23 protein-coding genes and 1 tRNA gene are annotated in these 18,079 nt (G+C 43.4%); 7 read left to right on the top strand and 17 right to left on the bottom strand.

The annotated features are described in order from the left end of the window. The gene (locus tag IEX60_RS03960) at nucleotides 1–1,176 is read right to left on the bottom strand and encodes an acetyl-CoA C-acyltransferase (RefSeq protein ID WP_188748609.1); all 1,176 of its coding nucleotides are present in this window, start codon (nucleotides 1,174–1,176) and stop codon (nucleotides 1–3) included. 149 nt (nucleotides 1,177–1,325) lie between these two features. On the opposite strand from IEX60_RS03960, the gene IEX60_RS03955 reads away from it, so the two are divergent. The 4 genes from IEX60_RS03955 to IEX60_RS03940 are packed head-to-tail and all read left to right on the top strand — an operon-like array spanning nucleotide 1,326 to nucleotide 5,237. Then, a complete protein-coding gene (locus IEX60_RS03955) occupies nucleotides 1,326–2,249 on the top strand; it encodes a metal ABC transporter solute-binding protein, Zn/Mn family (protein ID WP_188747684.1) in 924 nt (307 codons plus the stop codon). A 23-nt stretch (nucleotides 2,250–2,272) separates the two neighbouring features. Next, nucleotides 2,273–3,034, top strand: coding sequence for a metal ABC transporter ATP-binding protein (locus tag IEX60_RS03950; protein ID WP_308420729.1), 762 nt, complete (start codon nucleotides 2,273–2,275; stop codon nucleotides 3,032–3,034). 13 nt (nucleotides 3,035–3,047) lie between these two features. Then, nucleotides 3,048–4,337: a metal ABC transporter permease gene (locus IEX60_RS03945; protein WP_188747680.1), complete on the top strand. Its 1,290-nt coding sequence runs from the start codon at nucleotides 3,048–3,050 to the stop codon at nucleotides 4,335–4,337. A gap of 6 nt (nucleotides 4,338–4,343) precedes the next feature. After that, the gene (locus IEX60_RS03940; protein WP_188747678.1) at nucleotides 4,344–5,237 is read left to right on the top strand and encodes a metal ABC transporter permease; all 894 of its coding nucleotides are present in this window, start codon (nucleotides 4,344–4,346) and stop codon (nucleotides 5,235–5,237) included. Between the two features lie 10 nt (nucleotides 5,238–5,247). Here IEX60_RS03940 and IEX60_RS03935 read toward each other — a convergent pair whose 3' ends face one another. Then, nucleotides 5,248–5,670, bottom strand: coding sequence for a VOC family protein (locus tag IEX60_RS03935; RefSeq protein ID WP_188747676.1), 423 nt, complete (start codon nucleotides 5,668–5,670; stop codon nucleotides 5,248–5,250). Nucleotides 5,671–5,870: 200 nt separating this feature from the next. Here IEX60_RS03935 and IEX60_RS03930 point away from each other — a divergent pair. The 3 genes from IEX60_RS03930 to IEX60_RS03920 all read left to right on the top strand — a co-directional run bounded on the left by IEX60_RS03930 (nucleotide 5,871) and on the right by IEX60_RS03920 (nucleotide 7,001). Beyond that, nucleotides 5,871–5,952: transfer RNA gene (locus IEX60_RS03930), tRNA-Leu, on the top strand. 523 nt (nucleotides 5,953–6,475) lie between these two features. Next, the gene (locus IEX60_RS03925) at nucleotides 6,476–6,658 is read left to right on the top strand and encodes a hypothetical protein (RefSeq protein WP_188747674.1); all 183 of its coding nucleotides are present in this window, start codon (nucleotides 6,476–6,478) and stop codon (nucleotides 6,656–6,658) included. 13 nt (nucleotides 6,659–6,671) lie between these two features. Beyond that, the gene (locus IEX60_RS03920; RefSeq protein WP_188747672.1) at nucleotides 6,672–7,001 is read left to right on the top strand and encodes a hypothetical protein; all 330 of its coding nucleotides are present in this window, start codon (nucleotides 6,672–6,674) and stop codon (nucleotides 6,999–7,001) included. Between the two features lie 31 nt (nucleotides 7,002–7,032). On the opposite strand, the gene IEX60_RS03915 is transcribed toward IEX60_RS03920, so the two are convergent. The 15 genes from IEX60_RS03915 to IEX60_RS03845 all read right to left on the bottom strand — a co-directional run. Further along, the gene (locus tag IEX60_RS03915) at nucleotides 7,033–7,617 is read right to left on the bottom strand and encodes an HNH endonuclease signature motif containing protein (RefSeq protein ID WP_188747670.1); all 585 of its coding nucleotides are present in this window, start codon (nucleotides 7,615–7,617) and stop codon (nucleotides 7,033–7,035) included. Between the two features lie 97 nt (nucleotides 7,618–7,714). After that, entirely contained in the window at nucleotides 7,715–8,188 is a 474-nt protein-coding gene (locus IEX60_RS03910) for a hypothetical protein (protein WP_188747668.1), read from the bottom strand. Nucleotides 8,189–8,331: 143 nt separating this feature from the next. Further along, nucleotides 8,332–8,457, bottom strand: a complete 126-nt coding sequence (locus IEX60_RS25100; RefSeq protein ID WP_373285014.1) for a KTSC domain-containing protein — start codon at nucleotides 8,455–8,457, stop codon at nucleotides 8,332–8,334. A gap of 295 nt (nucleotides 8,458–8,752) precedes the next feature. Continuing rightward, nucleotides 8,753–9,151: a hypothetical protein gene (locus IEX60_RS03900; protein WP_188747664.1), complete on the bottom strand. Its 399-nt coding sequence runs from the start codon at nucleotides 9,149–9,151 to the stop codon at nucleotides 8,753–8,755. A gap of 1 nt (nucleotide 9,152) precedes the next feature. Then, on the bottom strand, nucleotides 9,153–9,413 hold the full coding sequence (locus tag IEX60_RS03895; protein ID WP_188747662.1) for a hypothetical protein: 261 nt from the start codon (nucleotides 9,411–9,413) through the stop codon (nucleotides 9,153–9,155). A gap of 532 nt (nucleotides 9,414–9,945) precedes the next feature. Further along, on the bottom strand, nucleotides 9,946–10,467 hold the full coding sequence (locus IEX60_RS03890; protein ID WP_188747660.1) for a hypothetical protein: 522 nt from the start codon (nucleotides 10,465–10,467) through the stop codon (nucleotides 9,946–9,948). Between the two features lie 322 nt (nucleotides 10,468–10,789). After that, nucleotides 10,790–11,083 carry a hypothetical protein gene (locus IEX60_RS03885; RefSeq protein WP_188747658.1) on the bottom strand — a complete coding sequence of 98 codons (294 nt, stop codon included), beginning with the start codon at nucleotides 11,081–11,083 and terminating at the stop codon, nucleotides 10,790–10,792. Between the two features lie 27 nt (nucleotides 11,084–11,110). Continuing rightward, on the bottom strand, nucleotides 11,111–11,755 hold the full coding sequence (locus IEX60_RS03880; RefSeq protein ID WP_188747656.1) for a BT4734/BF3469 family protein: 645 nt from the start codon (nucleotides 11,753–11,755) through the stop codon (nucleotides 11,111–11,113). A gap of 85 nt (nucleotides 11,756–11,840) precedes the next feature. Next, the gene (locus IEX60_RS03875; protein WP_188747653.1) at nucleotides 11,841–13,022 is read right to left on the bottom strand and encodes an AAA family ATPase; all 1,182 of its coding nucleotides are present in this window, start codon (nucleotides 13,020–13,022) and stop codon (nucleotides 11,841–11,843) included. Continuing rightward, nucleotides 13,019–13,330, bottom strand: a complete 312-nt coding sequence (locus IEX60_RS03870; protein WP_188747651.1) for a helix-turn-helix domain-containing protein — start codon at nucleotides 13,328–13,330, stop codon at nucleotides 13,019–13,021. The genes IEX60_RS03875 and IEX60_RS03870 overlap by 4 nt, the downstream gene beginning before the upstream one ends. A gap of 99 nt (nucleotides 13,331–13,429) precedes the next feature. Continuing rightward, nucleotides 13,430–14,296 (bottom strand): hypothetical protein, encoded by an 867-nt coding sequence (locus IEX60_RS03865; protein ID WP_188747649.1) that lies wholly within the window; start codon nucleotides 14,294–14,296, stop codon nucleotides 13,430–13,432. A gap of 113 nt (nucleotides 14,297–14,409) precedes the next feature. Beyond that, entirely contained in the window at nucleotides 14,410–14,838 is a 429-nt protein-coding gene (locus IEX60_RS03860; protein ID WP_229717407.1) for a CRISPR-associated endonuclease Cas1, read from the bottom strand. A gap of 6 nt (nucleotides 14,839–14,844) precedes the next feature. Then, on the bottom strand, nucleotides 14,845–15,357 hold the full coding sequence (gene cas4 / locus IEX60_RS03855; protein ID WP_188747646.1) for a CRISPR-associated protein Cas4: 513 nt from the start codon (nucleotides 15,355–15,357) through the stop codon (nucleotides 14,845–14,847). Then, on the bottom strand, nucleotides 15,354–16,508 hold the full coding sequence (locus tag IEX60_RS03850; protein WP_188747644.1) for an ATP-binding protein: 1,155 nt from the start codon (nucleotides 16,506–16,508) through the stop codon (nucleotides 15,354–15,356). The genes cas4 and IEX60_RS03850 overlap by 4 nt, the downstream gene beginning before the upstream one ends. Before the next feature lie 144 nt (nucleotides 16,509–16,652). Continuing rightward, nucleotides 16,653–18,079, bottom strand: a 1,427-nt coding sequence (locus IEX60_RS03845) for a P-loop NTPase family protein (protein ID WP_229717406.1), incomplete at its 5' end; no start/stop codon positions are given.

Raw genomic sequence — 18,079 nt, 5'->3', positions numbered from 1 at the left:
TTACACTTTTTCCAGTACCAGCGCACTCGCCCCGCCACCGCCGTTACAGATACCCGCCACACCGATCCGGCCGTTGTTCTGAGCCAGTACCGAAAGCAGGGTTACCACAATGCGCGCCCCAGAAGCTCCGAGTGGATGGCCCAGTGATACGGCCCCACCGTTCACATTTACACGATCCGGTGATAATCCAAGCTCCCGGTTGTTGGCGATGGATACCACCGAAAAAGCTTCATTGATCTCATAGAAATCTACCTGATCAGCTTTTACTCCCGCAAATTGCAGCGCACGTGGGATCGCTTTGGCAGGCGCCGTAGTAAACCACTCAGGAGCTTGTTGCGCATCGGCGTAACCACGTATGCGTGCCAGTGGCTGCAATCCCAATTCTTTCAGTTTGGATCCGCTGACCAATACCAATGCCGCCGCACCGTCATTGAGTGTCGAAGCGTTGGCCGCAGTTACAGTGCCGTCTTTCTTGAACACCGGTTTCAACCCGGGAATTTTTTCAAATTTCACCGCGTGGATTTCTTCGTCTTCGCTCACGGTACGTACCTCTCCTTTCCTATCCGTACTATTTACGGGTACAATTTCGTCTCTGAATTTACCGGCCTGCTGTGCCGCCTGTGCCCGTTTGTAGGATTCAATGGCATACGTATCCTGGTCTTCGCGGCTAATCTTGCATTCGGTAGCACAAAGTTCGGCCGCGGACCCCATATGAAAATCGTTGTACACATCCCAAAGCCCATCCTTTACTAAACCATCTACCAGCTGTCCGTGCCCCAATCGGTAGCCCGTCCTTGCCTTATCCAAGTAATAAGGTACATTGCTCATGCTTTCCATGCCCCCCGCCACCACGGTGTGGTTGATCCCCAAAGCAATGCTTTGCGCAGCAAGCATGATAGCCTTGGCCCCCGAGGCACACACTTTATTGACGGTGGTCGCCGGAAGATCCGGCAATCCGGCAAATTTAGCCGCTTGGGTAGCAGGTGCCTGGCCCAGATTGGCCGACAGTACATTACCAAAATATACTTCCTGAATATCCGTTGGCGAGAGTCCACTGCGGCTTACCGCCTCCCGGATGGCAATACCTCCCAATTGTGTAGCCGGCAGCGAAGATAATCCTCCTCCGAAACTCCCTATCGGCGTCCGCACAGCGGCCACTAAATAAACTTCTTCCATCATCTATTCATTTGATGCTGTAAAAATACTAAATTCGATCCAAACCATCGTTCAGGTGTATAGACAGCATTAGAAACCCTAATTTCATAAATAGTTTAAAATAACTCACAAAAAATGTTAGATTAATCTAAAATTTGTATATTTGCTTTATGAAGTATTTTGTGGGGATAGTTATCTTGCTGATGGAAGTGATCGGTTTGATTTCCTGCGAGGGTACGGCCCAGCGCATGGAAAATGGCCGCCCCTATATTTTGGCGACAACGGGAATGGTCGCCGATATGATTCAGCACATTGTCGGAGATTCAGCAACCGTAGAGGCACTGATGCATGCAGGCGTTGATCCCCATCTATACAAAGCCAGCCAGGGCGATCTGCGAAAAATTTTAGATGCAGATTATCTGTTTTACAACGGGGTGCACCTGGAAGGGAAACTGGCAGGTATCCTAGAGAAACAAGCACGTGTAAAGCCTGTAATTGCGGTAGGCGGTGGATTAAAGGATCTAATCAAGGTGGGCGAAGGCATTTACGACCCGCACATTTGGTTTGACGTGTCTCTTTGGAAGGAAGCGACCGCTTACGCGACTGCCCAATTGGCAAAGTTAGACAGCGCTAACAGAGATTACTACCAAGCGAATGCCAGTACTTATATGCGCCAACTGGACTCGCTGGATGCATGGATACATCAACGGATCGGCACCATACCGACCGACAAACGGATTCTCATCACCGCCCATGATGCATTCAGCTATTTCGGTCGTGCTTATGGCATTGAGGTGCGGGGATTACAGGGAATTTCCACCCTTTCTGAATTCGGGCTTCAGGATGTGTCCAACTTGGTCAACTTCATCGTGAGCCATCACATCCCTGCGGTATTTGTAGAGAGCTCGGTATCAGACCGGTCTCTAAAGGCAGTGCTGGCAGGTGTACATCAACGGGGCGGTCATGTGAAAATCGGCGGAAACCTGTTTTCGGATGCCATGGGAGCGCCCGGCACACCGGAGGGTACGTACATCGGTATGGTGAAATATAATGTGAATACAATCGTGGAAGCTTTAGGGGGAGACACAATATGATTATACACACACAAGAACCAATTTTGGAAGTACATGACCTTACCGTGAGCTATTCACGGAAACCTGTACTTTGGGGAATCGATTTTACACTTCCATCGGGCTGTATTGCCGGTATTGTCGGACCAAATGGGGCCGGCAAATCCACACTGCTAAAAACCATTATGGGACTAATTCCGCCCTCAAGCGGTTTTGTCAAACTGTTCGGGCATCCCCTGGAAGAGGTCAGGAACCGTGTCAGCTATGTACCGCAGCGCGAATCGGTCGACTGGGATTTTCCCGTTTCTGTATTGGATGTCGTGTTGATGGGGCGCTATGGCAAAGTAGGGCTGCTACGCAATACCGGCACGCGCGACCGATCAATTGCCCTCGATTGCCTGGATAAGGTGGGGATGTCACCTTTTGCCAAGCGCCAGATTTCGCAATTGTCGGGCGGACAACAGCAACGGGTGTTTCTGGCGCGTGCGCTGGCGCAGGAGGCAGACATTTATTTCATGGACGAACCCTTTGCAGGGGTAGATGCCGCTACCGAACAAGCGATCATCGGATTATTGCGGGAGATGGCAGGGACCGGCAAGACCATCGTGGTCGTACACCACGACCTTCAGTCGGCACGGACCTACTTTGACTGGATCATCCTGCTCAACATGCACCTGGTAGCCGCAGGGCCCACCGAACAGGTATTTACCGAAGAAATGGTGCAACAGGCATACGGAGGGCGGCTCAGTCTGCTGTCGCAGGTGGGAGACGTGATGGAAAAGCGGGCGTTTCCCAGCCGGGAAAGTTAATCGGGAGGAAATTATGCAGCATTTTATCGACTTCTTCTCATTTGCAGACCCCAATGTGCGGTATGTCGTACTGGGCAACGTCCTACTATCGGCCAGTGCAGCGATGGTAGGCGCCTTTATTCTGCTGCAAAAGAAAGCGCTCGTAGGCGATGCGGTGTCGCACTCGGTCTTGCCGGGCATCTGTGCGGCTTTCCTGTTTTCAGGAAGCAAAAACACCGCACTGATGCTTGTCGGTGCATTCATCACCGGATGGCTGGCACTGGTTACGATCGATTACATTGCCGCCAAATCCAAGCTAAAAAAGGATGCTGCCATTGGATTGGTGCTTTCCGTATTTTTCGGTGCCGGCATGGTGATGATGACGTACATCCAACAATCCGGCAATGCGGCGCAGAGTGGCCTAGATCATTTCATCTTTGGCAAGGCGGCCACCCTGATCGGCACAGATTTGGTTATCTTCAGTGTGCTGGCGGCGGTGCTGCTGATAGCCGTGGGGTTATTCTTCAAGGCCTTTGCGTTGGTTGCTTTCGACCGGCCTTATGCCGAGGCATTGGGCTATCCCGTACGCAAACTTGACCTATTGCTTACCAGCCTGACGGTATTGGCGGTAGTTACAGGCATTACCGCAGTGGGCGTGGTTCTGATGGCCGCGATGCTGGTCACCCCTGCCGCCGCCGCGCGGTATTGGACGGATAACATCCGCCGGATGGTTGCCATCGCCGTAGCATTCGGGGTATTCGCCGGACTGGCGGGTGCCTACATTTCCTATACGGCCCCCGCGATGCCCACAGGCCCGTGGATGGTGGTCGTGTCGTCGGTGATTGCTTTTTTATCCTTCTTTTTTGCACCCAAAAAGGGGATTGTCCCGAAGTTATATACCCAACGCAAAAACCAGCGGATCATTGCTGAAGAAAATACGCTAAAGATGTTTTATCATTTGGGCGAACAGAACAGCCATTTCAACGGAGGGAGGGATTTAACGGAGTTGACCCGTACGCGCGAGGTAAATGAAACATTACTCAAAACCACATTGCGCCGTTTGGTATCCAGGCAATTGCTGGAAACCAAGGGGCACCAATGGGCGCTGACGGATGCCGGCTATCGAAAGGCCGCAAGGGTGGTCCGGTTGCACCGGCTGTGGGAGCTGTATCTGACGCAATACATGGATATTGCCGCGGATCATGTACACGACGATGCAGAAACCATCGAACACATCATTACCCCGGAACTGGAGCGTGAACTCGAACATCAGTTGGGGTATCCCGAAAGGGATCCCCACGATACAGAGATACCGAAAATTTAATATCAAATGATAGCTTTTTGGATCATATTAACAGGAGCTTTGGTTGCCATCACCTGCGGATTGCTGGGATGCTTCCTCATTCTCCGGAAAATGAGCATGGTGGGTGACGCAATCAGCCATGCCGTCTTGCCGGGTATTGTCATTGCCTTTTTACTCAGCGGAAGCCGGGAAACGCTTCCCATGTTATTGGGTGCAGGCGCTACGGGATTACTGGCTACATTTCTCATTGAATATTTCCACCGAAGGGCGAACCTACAGACAGACGCCGCCATCGGCGTAACCTTTACGTTTCTTTTTGCCATCGGAATTATCCTGATCAGCGTCTTCGCGGGAAAGGTGGATCTCGATCAGGATTGTGTATTGTATGGAGAAATAGCATACGTACCCATTGATTTATGGGTAACAGCAAATGGGACGATCTTGGGGCCGCGGCCTGTATACATTCTTGCAGCGGTGCTGCTTATTGTAGTTTTGTTCATTAAGCTGGGATACAAGGAACTGAAGTTGACATCTTTTGATCCCGCCTTTGCGTCTGCACTCGGCATCTCAACGGCATTGTGGCACTACCTGTTAATGGCTGCTGTATCGCTCACCACGGTCAGTTCCTTCGAGTCCGTCGGCGCGATATTGGTGATCGCCTTCCTCATCGGTCCGCCTGCCACCGCCTACCTTTTGACCCATGAGTTGAAGCACATGTTGGCCATCACGGTGGTATTGGGCGTATTCATTTCATTTGCGGGCTATTGGATGGCCTATTGGCTCAATGCATCCATTGCTGGATGCATGGCGGTGATCACGGGTGTGTGTTTTGCGGCGGCCTTTGGATACCAACGTGCACGCAACATGAATAAGGCCCGGATGAGCGAAGGCCTACCCCCTGCCGGGCAAGCAGCGGGGTAGACACAATCGGTTATTTCGAATTGCTTGGGAAGTTAATCATCCAATATACACCGAATTTATCTTCAAATGAGCCGAAATATTCACCCCAAAACTGATCTTCCATGGGCATTTCAACGGTGCCTCCTGCAGATAGTTCGTTGAACAGCCTGTCGGCCTCTTCCCGGCTGTCGGGTGTAATGGATATGTAATTGTTGTTCCCCACCTTCAAGACATGCCCGGCGGATGGCACACAATCCGATGCCATGAGCGTTTGGCCATCTCCAACCGGAATCGACACATGCATCGCACGGTCTTTCTCATCTTCCGGCACATTTTCGAAACCAGGCGTGTCGCGCATCCGCTGCACAAACAACTCACCACCAAAAACGGATTGATAAAAGCGAAACGCCTCCTCTGCGTTTCCATCGAAATTTAAATACGGATTGAGCTTCATAACGAATGTTTTACGTAATTAACTAATACTTTTCACTTAATGATAAACAAAGGTAGCATACGGCGCGGTAGGAGTAAATGGGAAGATGAGCCAATTACGAGGGGGAATTGTGACAAAAGGAAAATTGAAAAACATTTTGCGAAATACGGATTAATAGATACATTTGCATCCCCGAAATAGGGGATTGTACTTTCAAATATGCCCAGGTGGCGGAATAGGTAGACGCGCTGGTCTCAAACACCAGTGGGGCGACCCATGCCGGTTCGATCCCGGCCCTGGGTACAACCAAGAGTTGTATTAAGAAGCTAACATATTTTTAATGAATGTGTTAGCTTCTTTGTTTTCAGACACTTTAAAAAAGTGTGTCAAAAAGTGTGACACTTTTTATCTAAAAACGGGCTAAACTATAATCCGTATATTTGCCATGTCCTACTGAATAGGATTAAACGCTAACAAGGCCCTGCTATATATGGTAGGGTTTTGTTTTTACCCTTACTTCCAATATTAATCACTGCAATGTTAAGTCGATGTTTTTGATATTGTCAGCGATGTTTTGGAAATATTATTGGGGTATTAATAGTACTACGGCTCTGTAGGACGTGGCTTAGTCCCCTTTCATCCTTTTGTTTCCGAAATTGTTACGAGTTGTTTCGCACCATTGCACGGCTTGCTGTTGCTTGCTATTCCGTATCTTTGTGCAAAATATTTCCGGCAATCGCTCCCCCCCATCGCTTAAAAACGATTCTTAAATTGAAAAGTTTGGGGGTGGTTATTGGCGGGTAAGCCTTTATAGATACCTTTGTATATGAAAATCAAATTTACGACGGAAGCACACAAGAGAAACTTCGATCTCGTGATGAAATCGAGGGAAGAACAGCGGAGACGGCCGCTTGATTTAAAAGCTGTATTGGAAAGAATGAAGTATAATTCCCAAGACCATTATCCCAACGTTCCTGACCGGAACACACCTGATTCATCGCAACGCTAAAGCCGTCCGCATAATGAAAATAGACGCACATACCCTTTCTGATATTTTAGTGGCTCACAGACGAGCTATAGCGCTCTACAGGATAGAATACTTACCGCTTGGCAGGAATGCCATCGAGGTGATGTTGTATGCCTATGGTAAGTCTGGTATTACCGTTACCGAATTAAGCCGAAATTTGCTGCATACCAATATCAACCAGACAAAAAATACTATCAAGACCCTCATTTTAAATGGGATATTATGGTCTTTTGGCAATGGAGTTAAAGGAAAACCCTTTCGATTTTATTTAACTGAAAGCGGCCACGCATTGACAGATCGATATATTAAGCTCTTCCAAAACTAATATTTGACTTTATATGTTTTAGTTTTAGGAGTCAAAGTTCTATATGATGACACCTTATAGTTTTTGGTCGAAGTTTTTGGCGCCGTGTAATTATATGACGGTATTTTGTACAATCCTTTTGATGGAGTTTTTGATTTATAGTAGTTTGTCTGAGTTTTATAAATATTGGTTGTTTCGGTGCCGAACAATTATATGTCGGCATATTATAAGTCTTCGCACTAGATTTGGGTGTTGAATAATAATTTTTCGAACTCATGCGCTTCCGTTCCAAGGCCGTTTTTTGTTTATGAGCTTGAATAGTAATCAGCTGCATATTACTTGTGACATCCCTCCCGCCCTGAGACAACGGTATAATGTGATCAACGTTGTATCCGGCTGGCACTTTTGAATATCCCTTGCTTTTTAGAAACTCACTTCTTGCGGCGGCACTTCGTTTGACTTTCGGCTTACCCGTTGATTCATATTGCTCGCCATAATAACACTCCGTACCTGAAACTTTATACGTTTTGTTGTAGGGAGGGTTGATAAGAGCTTTCTTTTGAGCTTGGACAGTATAATTCCCGGAAAAACCGAAAATTGCGAGAACACAAGAGAAAAAAATGGTTTTAATTTTCATAAAATATCGTATTAAAGTCCCCGAACAAATAGTTCAATCTTATTTACAAACTAATGTTTTTATTTACCTGATTAGTACTTTTTTACTTCCTTCATTATTATTGCAGCCCAGGCGTCGATAGGTTATCTAAATCATAATCCGTTTTTGAGACATCAACTACGCTGTATTCTATCGAATAGCCAAAAGTACCGTCATCGTCAAATAATCTTTTAAATATTATCCCTACATCCTTTACAAATTTGTCTCCGTTTTTCTCGGTGTAATACGAATAGCCTTGACCATCTTGTTCATCGAGCCGTATGCTGACGGACTCCATCTGCTTTAGTATTTTATGAGTAGATTTAATGTGTTTATTGAGATTTTCAAATTCCTTTTTTGCGATATCACTATATCTTACGTCGAAGTACAAAATATCAAGCTGTTTATCGTAAAGAAACCCATTGTAAAAAATCAATGTGATCATTTCATAATTTATCCCCTGATATTTTACAGCCTCACGCTGGCCATCAACAAAAGTTTCTGCACCGTACTTCTTTTTAAATTTAAATTCCGGCAGCTCCCGTTCAATCATTGAGATAACTTCGAATTTGTTTTCGTTTAATGGCAATGAGTCAAAGCTTCGTAATACTCTGACGTTCTGAGCTTGGACAAAGACATTAAAGCAACAAAAGCAAAAAATACCCAAGACACATTTGATTATTCTATCACTTTTCATCATTCAAGTTTTAGAAGATATTTATTCCTAATACTTTGATTATAAAACTCACCGTGCGATTTTGCAACCCTGAATTTGTTCCATACTTCGATTGGCATATTCTGGAAAAGATATTCCCGACCCATTTTTGTGACTAAAAGAAAGAAGCCCAATTTTCCATCACAGCTATAATATTTGGCACCACGTATCCAAGAACTTTTGGGCGTGGCCACTTTGTCAACATAGACAAACTTGGCCTTCTTTATCTTTGCTTCCGCTTCTGTATAGGACTTGAACGTACTGGGTAAGTCATTACAACGTTGTGAATAACAAGAAACCGTCATACACAACGATATAATACATAGGACTAAACTCTTTACTGAATTTTTATTCATCGGTATTGTAGTGTACGAGAAATAATCTGGCGGTTGAAATATTATACTAGTCAACCGATTCATAAACAACCGTAAAAAATTCTGTACCGACATTCAATTTAACCAATGTTCTCAAATCATGACTTATCCACTCGTTGTCACTATATTTACGAAACCGCTCGCCAAGATCTCTAATTGCAGGAACAAGCATAGAATTTGCCATGATATGCGCAATCAAGGTACATACATCGTCTGATTCAAAATAAAAAACCAATCGGTTATTTTCGTTGAGGGCATAAATGTCAAATGCATATCTTCCATCATCCGTGAGGTCGCTTTGAACCAAAGGTGTATTGCCACTTTTCATTGCGTCTGATATCATTTCTCTTTTGTCTCCTAAGAAAAACTCTTGTGCCTTTATGAAGAATGGCATCAAAAGAATTGCGATAATAAGGGTTCTTCTCATATCAATTCCTTTTATAAACATTCAGGTCAATCTGCATAGGTGGAATATGCTGCCTTTGGGTCACCCAGTGATAAATTTTCCCTTTTTTGTTTACATAGAACATTTTGTAATCATAAAAATGGAAAGTCTGCTTAGTAAAATTCAAATATTCTTCTTTTGCATATACCAATATTTCTCCATCACCGCCGTCAGAGGCCACCCGTGCAGGTGGCCCCCAATTCATTATGAGATTCTGCTTTGTAGAACCTAACCAACTGTTCATGATTTTTTTTTGACTTTTACATGATACCGAAGCTATTAACAGGATTAATGCTATGATTCTTAGACTAATATTAATCATTTGGTTTGTTTATTGTTAGAACGAAACTTGCTCTAATCGACTAGTACAAATATAATTTCCATCCTAGGGTAATTACCTAATATATATGGCGGTTGAGAAAACTGACTTCCCAAAACAATAAATGATTTACCTTTGGATTTTGCAAATTTTGCAATCCTGTTTTCTAACCGCCGTTGGGTCTTGGTCATGGACGTAAAACCTGTGCCAGCCCGTCTATAAGCCCTGTACATGTCTTTGGTAGAGAAATTCCCCCGTGTAGTATCTATCTGTGTAGGCTGCTTAAAATACGAGGCACTTTCATTGTAGGGTTTGATTTGGGCTATACTAATATAACCGCAAGCCAACAGCAATAATGTGATTAGATATTTCATAATGCCATTCTTTAGTTCTTGTATATATCTCGTTGACGTTATCGCATGATCCACAACGCTCTTGGGTGTAGAAACTTCAAGCTTTAATTGTATTTAGGTTTGCTCAAATCTATCTCACGAGTCTGTCTAGTTATGACATCAACCGGCTCGCTGACATAGATTTTTCTACCTTTTCTTATCTCTAACCATCCGCCCCATCCTTGCGCAGAGGTATTTCGCCTTAACTGATATGAAAGCTTCAACATTTTAGTGGACGGATCTAAATTCAAAGGCAATATCCGTTGGCTCCCCAAAGGGTGCCCTTCTTCTGTTTTCCTATTTTCACCTACCAAAGTTTCTGAGAATAAGGCCTGCCCCGAATAATAATCGAAAATTTCCACGGATAACTCATTGTCGAGGCCTATGTACATATCTATCTCTATCTCCAAAGGTTTATTATCTGAACCATCTTCCTGTTTCTTACAAGAACCGATGGACAATAGAACAATTGAAAAAAATAATAGCTTTTTCACTGACAAGAATTTACTTAATGAGGGTTCAAACATACGTCCGTTAACTTTTTGCTCAATACGGTTTCCCGTAAAACGAAAACTTATTTTTCTCATTCCAGAATAGTTTAAGCCCTACAGCTCCGATTCAGGCGGTTTATAAATGAAAGAAGCGTGGAACTGGAGCTTATCCACTCTTGGGGCTCTGGAAAGCCTATGCAGTAGAATAAGTCAGCCCACGCTTTAGCGTGAGCGTCGACTTGTATTCTTTACTGCATATAAAATTTTCCAGATTCCAAGAGTAAGAATAAAAGCTAACGCTTCTATTTTAATATGTTAGTTTCGTCTTTTTATGCCATAAGCGATTGTTTTTACAAAGTTGAGGTAAAAGTATGTAATATTTTGATTGCAACAAAGGGTGAATTTGTGCTGTATTCCGTCAAGGTTGTTTCGACCTGATGTACCCGAATGCCATTTTCCAGTGGTTGCGTTCAAACCCACCGCAACCGTAAAGCATGAGGGCTGTCACTGGTGAACATGACCATCCATTGGATTCTTGTTTCCATTTATTGAGCATCGGCACATTACTGCTGAACGAAAATAGTGTGCGCCTGCTTTCGTGATAGTCAATGGATAGTCCAGTATCTCTACTCTTGCCCGGACGAGTGTAACGGAAGCGACCACCATTATTGTTATGGAAGCTAAATCCCGCATTGGTTAGAATCTCATCCATGTCAGAAGCGGTACAGTTCGCGTTAAACTAATTCGTAAGGTCTGTAGAAGTAGTTCGGGACGTCAACGGAAGACGTCTAGATTGTGTTGGTACTATGGCAGGTGCTTGCTCCATCAATTGTCTAAACAGTTCGGCGTTTTCATTGCAATATGCGTTTTCATCATAAGCAAGATATCGTAATGAATTAACCGCTTTTGGAGCGGTATCTATTTTTATACCCATGTCGTCAAACATTATCCGCATGGCCTCAAAGTGTTGGCTATGCTTTTCAGGATACGTTATCGGTATAAGACCCCATAGACCGTTTCCGCTTGCTGACATCCCCAAATAGAGAGTATGACGGTTTTGCTTAATCATACGAAAGTAACGATCTGTATCTCCCGAGATATCATCAATATCAAAAGCCATCAATCCCGTATGGCTGATTACATGCTCCGCACGTCTACCCCCCTTGCAAAGGGCACTCGGTGTGATGGCGCACAAGCCCTGCTTTAACTGTTTCCGTTTGTCCTTATCCGGCTCACTCCTAATTGCGGTAATCAATTCGGGTTGTAATGGCTGAAATAGCACATCGTAAAGAGAAACGGTTTTGGGTGATTTGCTTAGCTTGTAATGGCCGTCAATGGAGGTGGGCGTGAATAGTGATACTTGGGTGTTTGTGAATGTACTCATAACTTCGATATAGTTTAGTGATCAACTCACTACACATCCCCTATATCTAAAGATATATAGGGTGGTAAGTAGTAGTCGATTAGTTTTACTCGTTACCTGACTGGTTACCGTGATTAGTTAGGTGGTCAGTAGTTAAATAGTAATATGCATTTGGGCTTTTATCTTTACCGTGTTTACCTATCAATTGAAGGTCGTCAAGAAGATAGTTAAACAGACGTTCTATCTTCTTACCTCCAATATTGCCGTATGTTTCTGCTAGTCCTTCCCATAATGCTCCACGTTTCATTTTACTGTTCGCCTCAAAGATTTCCTCCAGCTTTCTTTGGTGTTCTTTTTTAGTTAATATGCTTGGGTCGTAAGTTGCATTTGGCTTGCCTTTATTCGAGTTCGGATAATTATAAGCGGAACGAACAGAGCAAACAGCACCTGTATTCGAGAATGTTAAACTATCAGGATGAAATCTTAATTCCATACTCATATACTTCCGCTCAGCACGGATGTAGTTACCTTTGAGAATTGACAAGTAGCGGACGTTGGGGTCATCATTACGTTGCCTCAATTCTAATATCAGCCTATTTTTGGCCTCGAATGCTTGCCCTCCTAAAACATTGTCTTTAGAATAGCCGTTGTTTTGTGTCCTCTTACCAGTATGATGCAGAAAACCTACTGCAACTCCGTGCCTATTGGCCAACCTACGATACTTCTGTAAGTCTTGCCTGATTTTACTCGAATCATTTAGGTTATGCTCAAACGTATCGCCCCAAGTATCAATTATAATCAAATCAGCAGGACTTTCAGTAAGCCATTGGTTTAACCGACTGATAAGATTATCCGTTTCGAACTCAAACCTGATATTGTCCATACCAACTCGGTCATCTTTTACTTGCTTCGATAAAAGTGACGTTATTGCCTTTTTGTCATCTTCGGTATTAACTATTATTACTCTGTTATGGGTGGCATTCAAGGCAAACCCGAGAAAAACCTCATCACGAGCTACACTAATGGCTAGCTGCCTCATAAGAAGGCTTTTGCCTACGTCGCTTGTACCAACAAGCGCAAACAGACCAGTTTTTGGAATTAACCCTTCCACCAACATAGGCAACTCATCATCGCCGGATTCCAAAAGCTCCATGGCAGTGTAAGAAGTTTTGTCCTCATGCTCGTCAAGTCCAGAACTCGTTAATTCAGCAAGCGCATTGGGGTTAAGAAATGGACTTTTTTTGGTATCTTTGGGAGAACAAACTGACGGATTGGGGATAGTTTTCATTTTCTATCCCCTTTCTTTTTCTCTAAAGCCTCCAAGACCTTTTGATAATCATATCGGACGGCACTACCCACTTGTAAAAATGGGATCATTCCCTTTTGGCGATACCGAATCACTGTTGGTTCGCTCAAATCAAGACGATTAAGCAGTGTTTTTGTGTCGATGATTTCGGGTGGTGTGTCGTGGCCTGCCTGTGTTGTTGGGGAGGCACCTTGTAATGCCTCCTTTACACATTCCATGACTACCGACTTCAATTGGCTCTCCGTAGCTAAATACAGTTGGAGATTTTCGGGGGTGCTTTTATGCTTCATATTAATAGTATTTTGCTCCTTTAAGTGAAGGCAAAACTATTAGAAGCGCTTTTTCGGATTATCGAATTTTCGAATCCGAACAATTAAATTTTCATGGGGTTACTTTTCACCGTTAACTTTATCTACCTCGTTGTCTATAGCACTTTTGAATTTCGTGATGTCACTATCACTTATACGGGTTATAGACACTTTGGCCGTCAGGATATTATCACCAAGGCCGTAGAACCGTCGTGCGAACATTATTGACGCATCCTGTTTTTGGACAAATTTGTTTTGGTTTACTATCTTATAATCATATATAACTTTCTTTTTTATTAAGTAGTCATAAAAAATCCGCGCCCATCCCCTGTGCCCTTGCCAAGGATTCGTGTCCTCAGCTTTATGAAATTCCAATATTCGAATCAGGCGATTTACATTCTTTTTGTACGCTGGATAAAAGAGGTCGTCAAATTCTTCCGGCACTATCTGTTGTGCACTTTGCCTTCTATTTTGTGTCTTGGCGGCATCTTTGGTAATCGAATCCGGTCGGGAGCTTAGCAAGCGATTATTTAATAGCTGCAAAGAATCATTTGTCTTCGCTTGAACGGCTCTAGTAAAATGCCGGACAGCCTTATCATAAAACCCTTCTAATATGGCCAATCCATCAATGTTTTTTAACGCATCTTGATGAAGTTGTCTAATAGTAGAAATCCTTACACTTTCCTTACTATAAAATTGAAGCAGTTTATCAGAGTTTTTTCCGTTATCCAACGAAAAATCTCTATCGAGAAGATAGTCAACTTGATCTTTGTACATTCTATCTGCCAAGGCATCCAAAGACTGTCTAAATGCGTCGCATTCGTTGGAAACTAATTTTTCCACCTCCAAGTCCTCCCCAGTAAACAGATAAACGGATTTCTCAAAATCACTTAAAATCAATGACTTTTCACCCAGCCTTTCGACTAAGTCCTCTAAGTTATTATCCAAAAATATTTTGAATCGATTGGAACCGACTAAGTCCTTGAACAACTCCAAGACATGATTAGTTGCCTCATTGAAAACGTCCAAACTATAAAACATGTTTTCAACTAAATATTTGGCTATTTGATCATCCGATAACGACTTATATTCAGGATTGTTAGTTCGAAAGCGAATAGATTCTTCGTCATGTTAAATGCTGCTCCTGAAACAAATTTCTTGGCCACAATCAGCCGTTTTCGTCTATCGATGTGCTGCTTTGTCTGCTCTATCTGCATCTTTCCGGCCAACAGGTACTCCTTTGGGGTAAACGAACCGGTATAATGCTCATAATAATCGAAAAAATGGACAGCAATCCCTGCTTTTCCTAAAAAGTTGTACAACGCACTGTTGGCATCAAGGCTACCAAAGCAAAACAAATCCGAAACACCCTCAATGGGGATATACTTAGGCACCCCCTCCCTACCCTGTTCGTCCACAGGAGTAAATTTCAGTGTATTATCCTTACGACTCATGCGGCCGGGGTTGAAGAGGTAATAGGTCTTCTTCATAAATATTCAATCGCTTTCTTCTTCCACATAGCAAAAATCGTAATAGCTGCATCGGCGGCATAGCTTGGAATGGATAACGGGCGGACATGTGTTTCCCGACACGATATCAGTAATATCAGATTCCCATCCTTTTATAGCAGTAATATCTTCTTCTTTTAATTCCACCGATTCACGTTGTCTCATTTTTGGGTACTCGATAATGCCCGTAGCGTCCTCCATGCCATGCTGTCGCAACTTGTATAAATAATACTTCACTTGTGCGATATGCGCATTTTCCACACTGTCTGATTTCTTCACCTCATGCACCACCCTATTGCGGGCATCGTAGAAGTCTATCTTTACGCCGTCAATTTCAATCTCCGTGTACCGTTCGGCCCGTTCGGGATAGCTGGTATCACCGATCATCTTGCCTTCGGCTACCACATCTGATGTGTGCTCCATACGGATGCCATTAGCATGGAGCCACAATTCGCGGCGACATACATGATAAAGATTGATATGGGTGGCGGTGATGTTCATAGCTTTGGTAATTCTTCCCTAATAAATGCGGTAATATCAACTACAGTTATCCCTGCTTCCGGACTATATGCTTCGTCCACATTAGCGATAATATATCCTTTTAAAGCTTTGGTATCTTCCATAGAAATCCGGAATCCTTTACTGATGCTCGGCACAGCTGCATATTTAATCTCTATAGCAGCTACGATTTTACCATTTTTCTCGAGTAAGAGATCGCATTCCGCACCTTGCTGTGTTCGATAAAACCAAGGATGTGTATTATCATCCAATGAGTTGATAATCTGCTCTAATACAAATCCTTCCCACGAAGCGCCTACCTGAATATGATTAATCAGCGTTTCGAAGTCATCCAGTCCAAGTAAATTATGTAGCAGGCCACTATCTCTAATGTAAACTTTAGGCGATTTGACCAAGCGCTTTTTGATGTTCCTGAACCATGGCTGTAACACACGGACCATAAAAGCCCCTTCCATAAAATCAAGATATCGATTTACCGTAGGACGTGTAATCCCCAAGGAGCGAGCGAAGCCTTCCGCATTCCACAGATTCCCATGTACGGAGGCCAACATCCGCCAAAAGCGCTCCATCAATTGGGGATCGGCTTGCAGGCCCAGTAATCCCAAATCTCTATTAATATACGTTTGGATGAAATTTCTTCGCCACAAAACACTTGCTCGTTGGGATGTTGCTAAATAGGCGAGTGGAAAACCGCCTCGCAGCCATAACTGTTGCGCATTATTATCCACTTCTGGCATTGTAAAGGGTGTCAATTGCAAGTATCCAATTCTTCCGGCGAGCGAATCCGAGGCATTGCGGATTAAATCCGGTGAAGCCGATCCAAGCAATAAAAACCTGCCCGGTTTGCGATCGGCATCGATAATTCCTCTCAATTCCGCAAAAATCTCCGGCATGAACTGCACTTCATCCAAAATGAAGCATTTATTTGGGTACTGCGAAAAATAAAACCCGGGGTCTTTAAGCTTCTCCCGGTCGGCCAAGCGCTCTAAATCCAAATAAATAAAATCATCCACCTTGGTAAGTCCCTTTACAAATGTCGTTTTGCCTACTTGTCGAGGCCCTAATAAGCCAACGGCGGGGAATATCTGCCTATATTCCTCGAACGGCTCCGTGATTTTTCTCTTTATTTCCATGAAAAACGAAAATCAAATTTACGATTTTCATGGTAAATTAAATAATAATTTGATTCCATATTGTAAGCATCGACAATTCTTCACGCATTGTCCTGAGATTAATTTTATGAGTTGTATTACTTTTTAAGAACTCTTGCACCGTAGTTAGATAAAAAATGAATCACTAAACGCCTCACTATTCAAGCCAGTTACATAGTCATATGGTTTTCCCTTTTCCCTTTCTTCGTTCCAATGGGAAAAATACATGAAGCCATATTCTTCCACGCCAAAACCTTCTTGTATTTTCCTATAATCTTTTGAATAAGAAACCAGTGAAAAACTGAACTTAGCCATAATTGACTGCAACACCTTAAAATCAATTTTGCGATTAATGTTAAAACCAACGTGTTCTTTTACCTGTTGTTCAATAAGTTGCCGATAAATGTCCCAAACTTTTTCCCCATCAATGAATCCTCTTTGTTTGCCATGGCATACATCTTCTTGCGGCAATACACCGAATCGCTCCAAAAAAAGCAAATCATCGGGCGTGAAAATCTCATCAACTGCACCGCTATCCGTTCCATCAATCAGAATTGGAACTTTCAACGGCACAAACACCAGACTGTTTTCTTGGTCAATGATTTGAAATTCTTTATCTACATCTGTGTAACGGAGTGCATCGACACAGTTTTCATAATCGCTGATGGAATTTTTGAACAACGGATTGTTTGAATCATCAATGTACAATAAGACCTTTTCATAAAGCTGTTTGAAATCTTTTGTCTTCAGAATTTCCTGATACAGCTGTTGATTAATATATTCTTTTGTTTTTGCATAACGATAGTCTTTCCCGTAGAGCACATGAGCATCATCTACCCGGAATAAGTACACTTCACATCCATCTTTACTTGCATTTCTATTTACTCGGCCAGCCAATTGCTCGTCCGAATCCAAAAGAGACACGTTCTTAAAACCCAAATCCATATCAATGTCCACACCCGCTTCCACTACCTGAGTGGTGATGAGCAAAATATTCTTGGATTGTTTGGTCGTCCGTTTGATGAAATTGATGATTTCTCTTCTACGGGATTCGAGTATGGTTCCTGAAAGGACAAACACCTCATCAAAAAAGCCATTATTTTCAAACAGCCGCTGAAATTCGGATGCTGATCTTTTGTAGATAAACTCAACTATCGTTCGGACCGCACCGTGTTGCTGTGCATAATTTTCGGACTTCTCCAACACCGCTGCCGCAAGTGCCTCCAGTGATCTTTCCGCTTGTTCAAACAATTCAAAATTAAAAGATACCCTATCGGAGAAGTTTGGGTTGGTCATGTACTTACGTGCATTAGGCAGCAACTCTACAAAAGGCAATGTCTGCGTGAGACCGACTTTGAGTTCACTGATCTTGGGCAAGGTGGCAGACATCAAGATAAAGCGGATATTAAAAAAACGTGCAGAGTTACTAATAAAATAAAGCATCTTGTCCCAAATGGCGGGATTGTACGACAGGGAAATCGCTTTTAAGATTTTGGGATTAGGAATAGTATCCGTATATTTATGGAAATGGTTAGGGTGAAAAAAAATGCCCT

Origin of the sequence: Parapedobacter defluvii, assembly GCF_014642075.1 — a bacterium.
Taxonomy (GTDB): domain Bacteria; phylum Bacteroidota; class Bacteroidia; order Sphingobacteriales; family Sphingobacteriaceae; genus Parapedobacter; species Parapedobacter defluvii.
Note: the sequence above shows the minus strand (reverse complement) of the source record. Positions and strands in the feature narration are given on the sequence as shown.

Excerpts from the sequence above, each read along its gene's own strand:
- IEX60_RS03910 (WP_188747668.1), bottom strand. The coding sequence starts at position 8,188 with ATGATTGAACGGGAGCTGCCGGAATTTAAATTTAAAAAGAAGTACGGT.
- IEX60_RS03885 (WP_188747658.1), bottom strand. The coding sequence starts at position 11,083 with ATGGATGAGATTCTAACCAATGCGGGATTTAGCTTCCATAACAATAAT.
- IEX60_RS25100 (WP_373285014.1), bottom strand. The coding sequence starts at position 8,457 with ATGGGTCGGGAATATCTTTTCCAGAATATGCCAATCGAAGTATGGAAC.
- IEX60_RS03850 (WP_188747644.1), bottom strand. The coding sequence starts at position 16,508 with ATGGAAATAAAGAGAAAAATCACGGAGCCGTTCGAGGAATATAGGCAG.
- IEX60_RS03955 (WP_188747684.1), top strand. The coding sequence starts at position 1,326 with ATGAAGTATTTTGTGGGGATAGTTATCTTGCTGATGGAAGTGATCGGT.
- IEX60_RS03895 (WP_188747662.1), bottom strand. The coding sequence starts at position 9,413 with ATGAACAGTTGGTTAGGTTCTACAAAGCAGAATCTCATAATGAATTGG.
- IEX60_RS03880 (WP_188747656.1), bottom strand. The coding sequence starts at position 11,755 with ATGAGTACATTCACAAACACCCAAGTATCACTATTCACGCCCACCTCC.
- IEX60_RS03860 (WP_229717407.1), bottom strand. The coding sequence starts at position 14,838 with ATGAAGAAGACCTATTACCTCTTCAACCCCGGCCGCATGAGTCGTAAG.
- IEX60_RS03875 (WP_188747653.1), bottom strand. The coding sequence starts at position 13,022 with ATGAAAACTATCCCCAATCCGTCAGTTTGTTCTCCCAAAGATACCAAA.
- IEX60_RS03935 (WP_188747676.1), bottom strand. The coding sequence starts at position 5,670 with ATGAAGCTCAATCCGTATTTAAATTTCGATGGAAACGCAGAGGAGGCG.
- IEX60_RS03920 (WP_188747672.1), top strand. The coding sequence starts at position 6,672 with ATGAAAATAGACGCACATACCCTTTCTGATATTTTAGTGGCTCACAGA.
- IEX60_RS03940 (WP_188747678.1), top strand. The coding sequence starts at position 4,344 with ATGATAGCTTTTTGGATCATATTAACAGGAGCTTTGGTTGCCATCACC.
- IEX60_RS03945 (WP_188747680.1), top strand. The coding sequence starts at position 3,048 with ATGCAGCATTTTATCGACTTCTTCTCATTTGCAGACCCCAATGTGCGG.
- cas4 (WP_188747646.1), bottom strand. The coding sequence starts at position 15,357 with ATGAACATCACCGCCACCCATATCAATCTTTATCATGTATGTCGCCGC.
- IEX60_RS03870 (WP_188747651.1), bottom strand. The coding sequence starts at position 13,330 with ATGAAGCATAAAAGCACCCCCGAAAATCTCCAACTGTATTTAGCTACG.
- IEX60_RS03960 (WP_188748609.1), bottom strand. The coding sequence starts at position 1,176 with ATGGAAGAAGTTTATTTAGTGGCCGCTGTGCGGACGCCGATAGGGAGT.
- IEX60_RS03915 (WP_188747670.1), bottom strand. The coding sequence starts at position 7,617 with ATGAAAATTAAAACCATTTTTTTCTCTTGTGTTCTCGCAATTTTCGGT.
- IEX60_RS03890 (WP_188747660.1), bottom strand. The coding sequence starts at position 10,467 with ATGAGAAAAATAAGTTTTCGTTTTACGGGAAACCGTATTGAGCAAAAA.
- IEX60_RS03900 (WP_188747664.1), bottom strand. The coding sequence starts at position 9,151 with ATGAGAAGAACCCTTATTATCGCAATTCTTTTGATGCCATTCTTCATA.
- IEX60_RS03925 (WP_188747674.1), top strand. The coding sequence starts at position 6,476 with ATGAAAATCAAATTTACGACGGAAGCACACAAGAGAAACTTCGATCTC.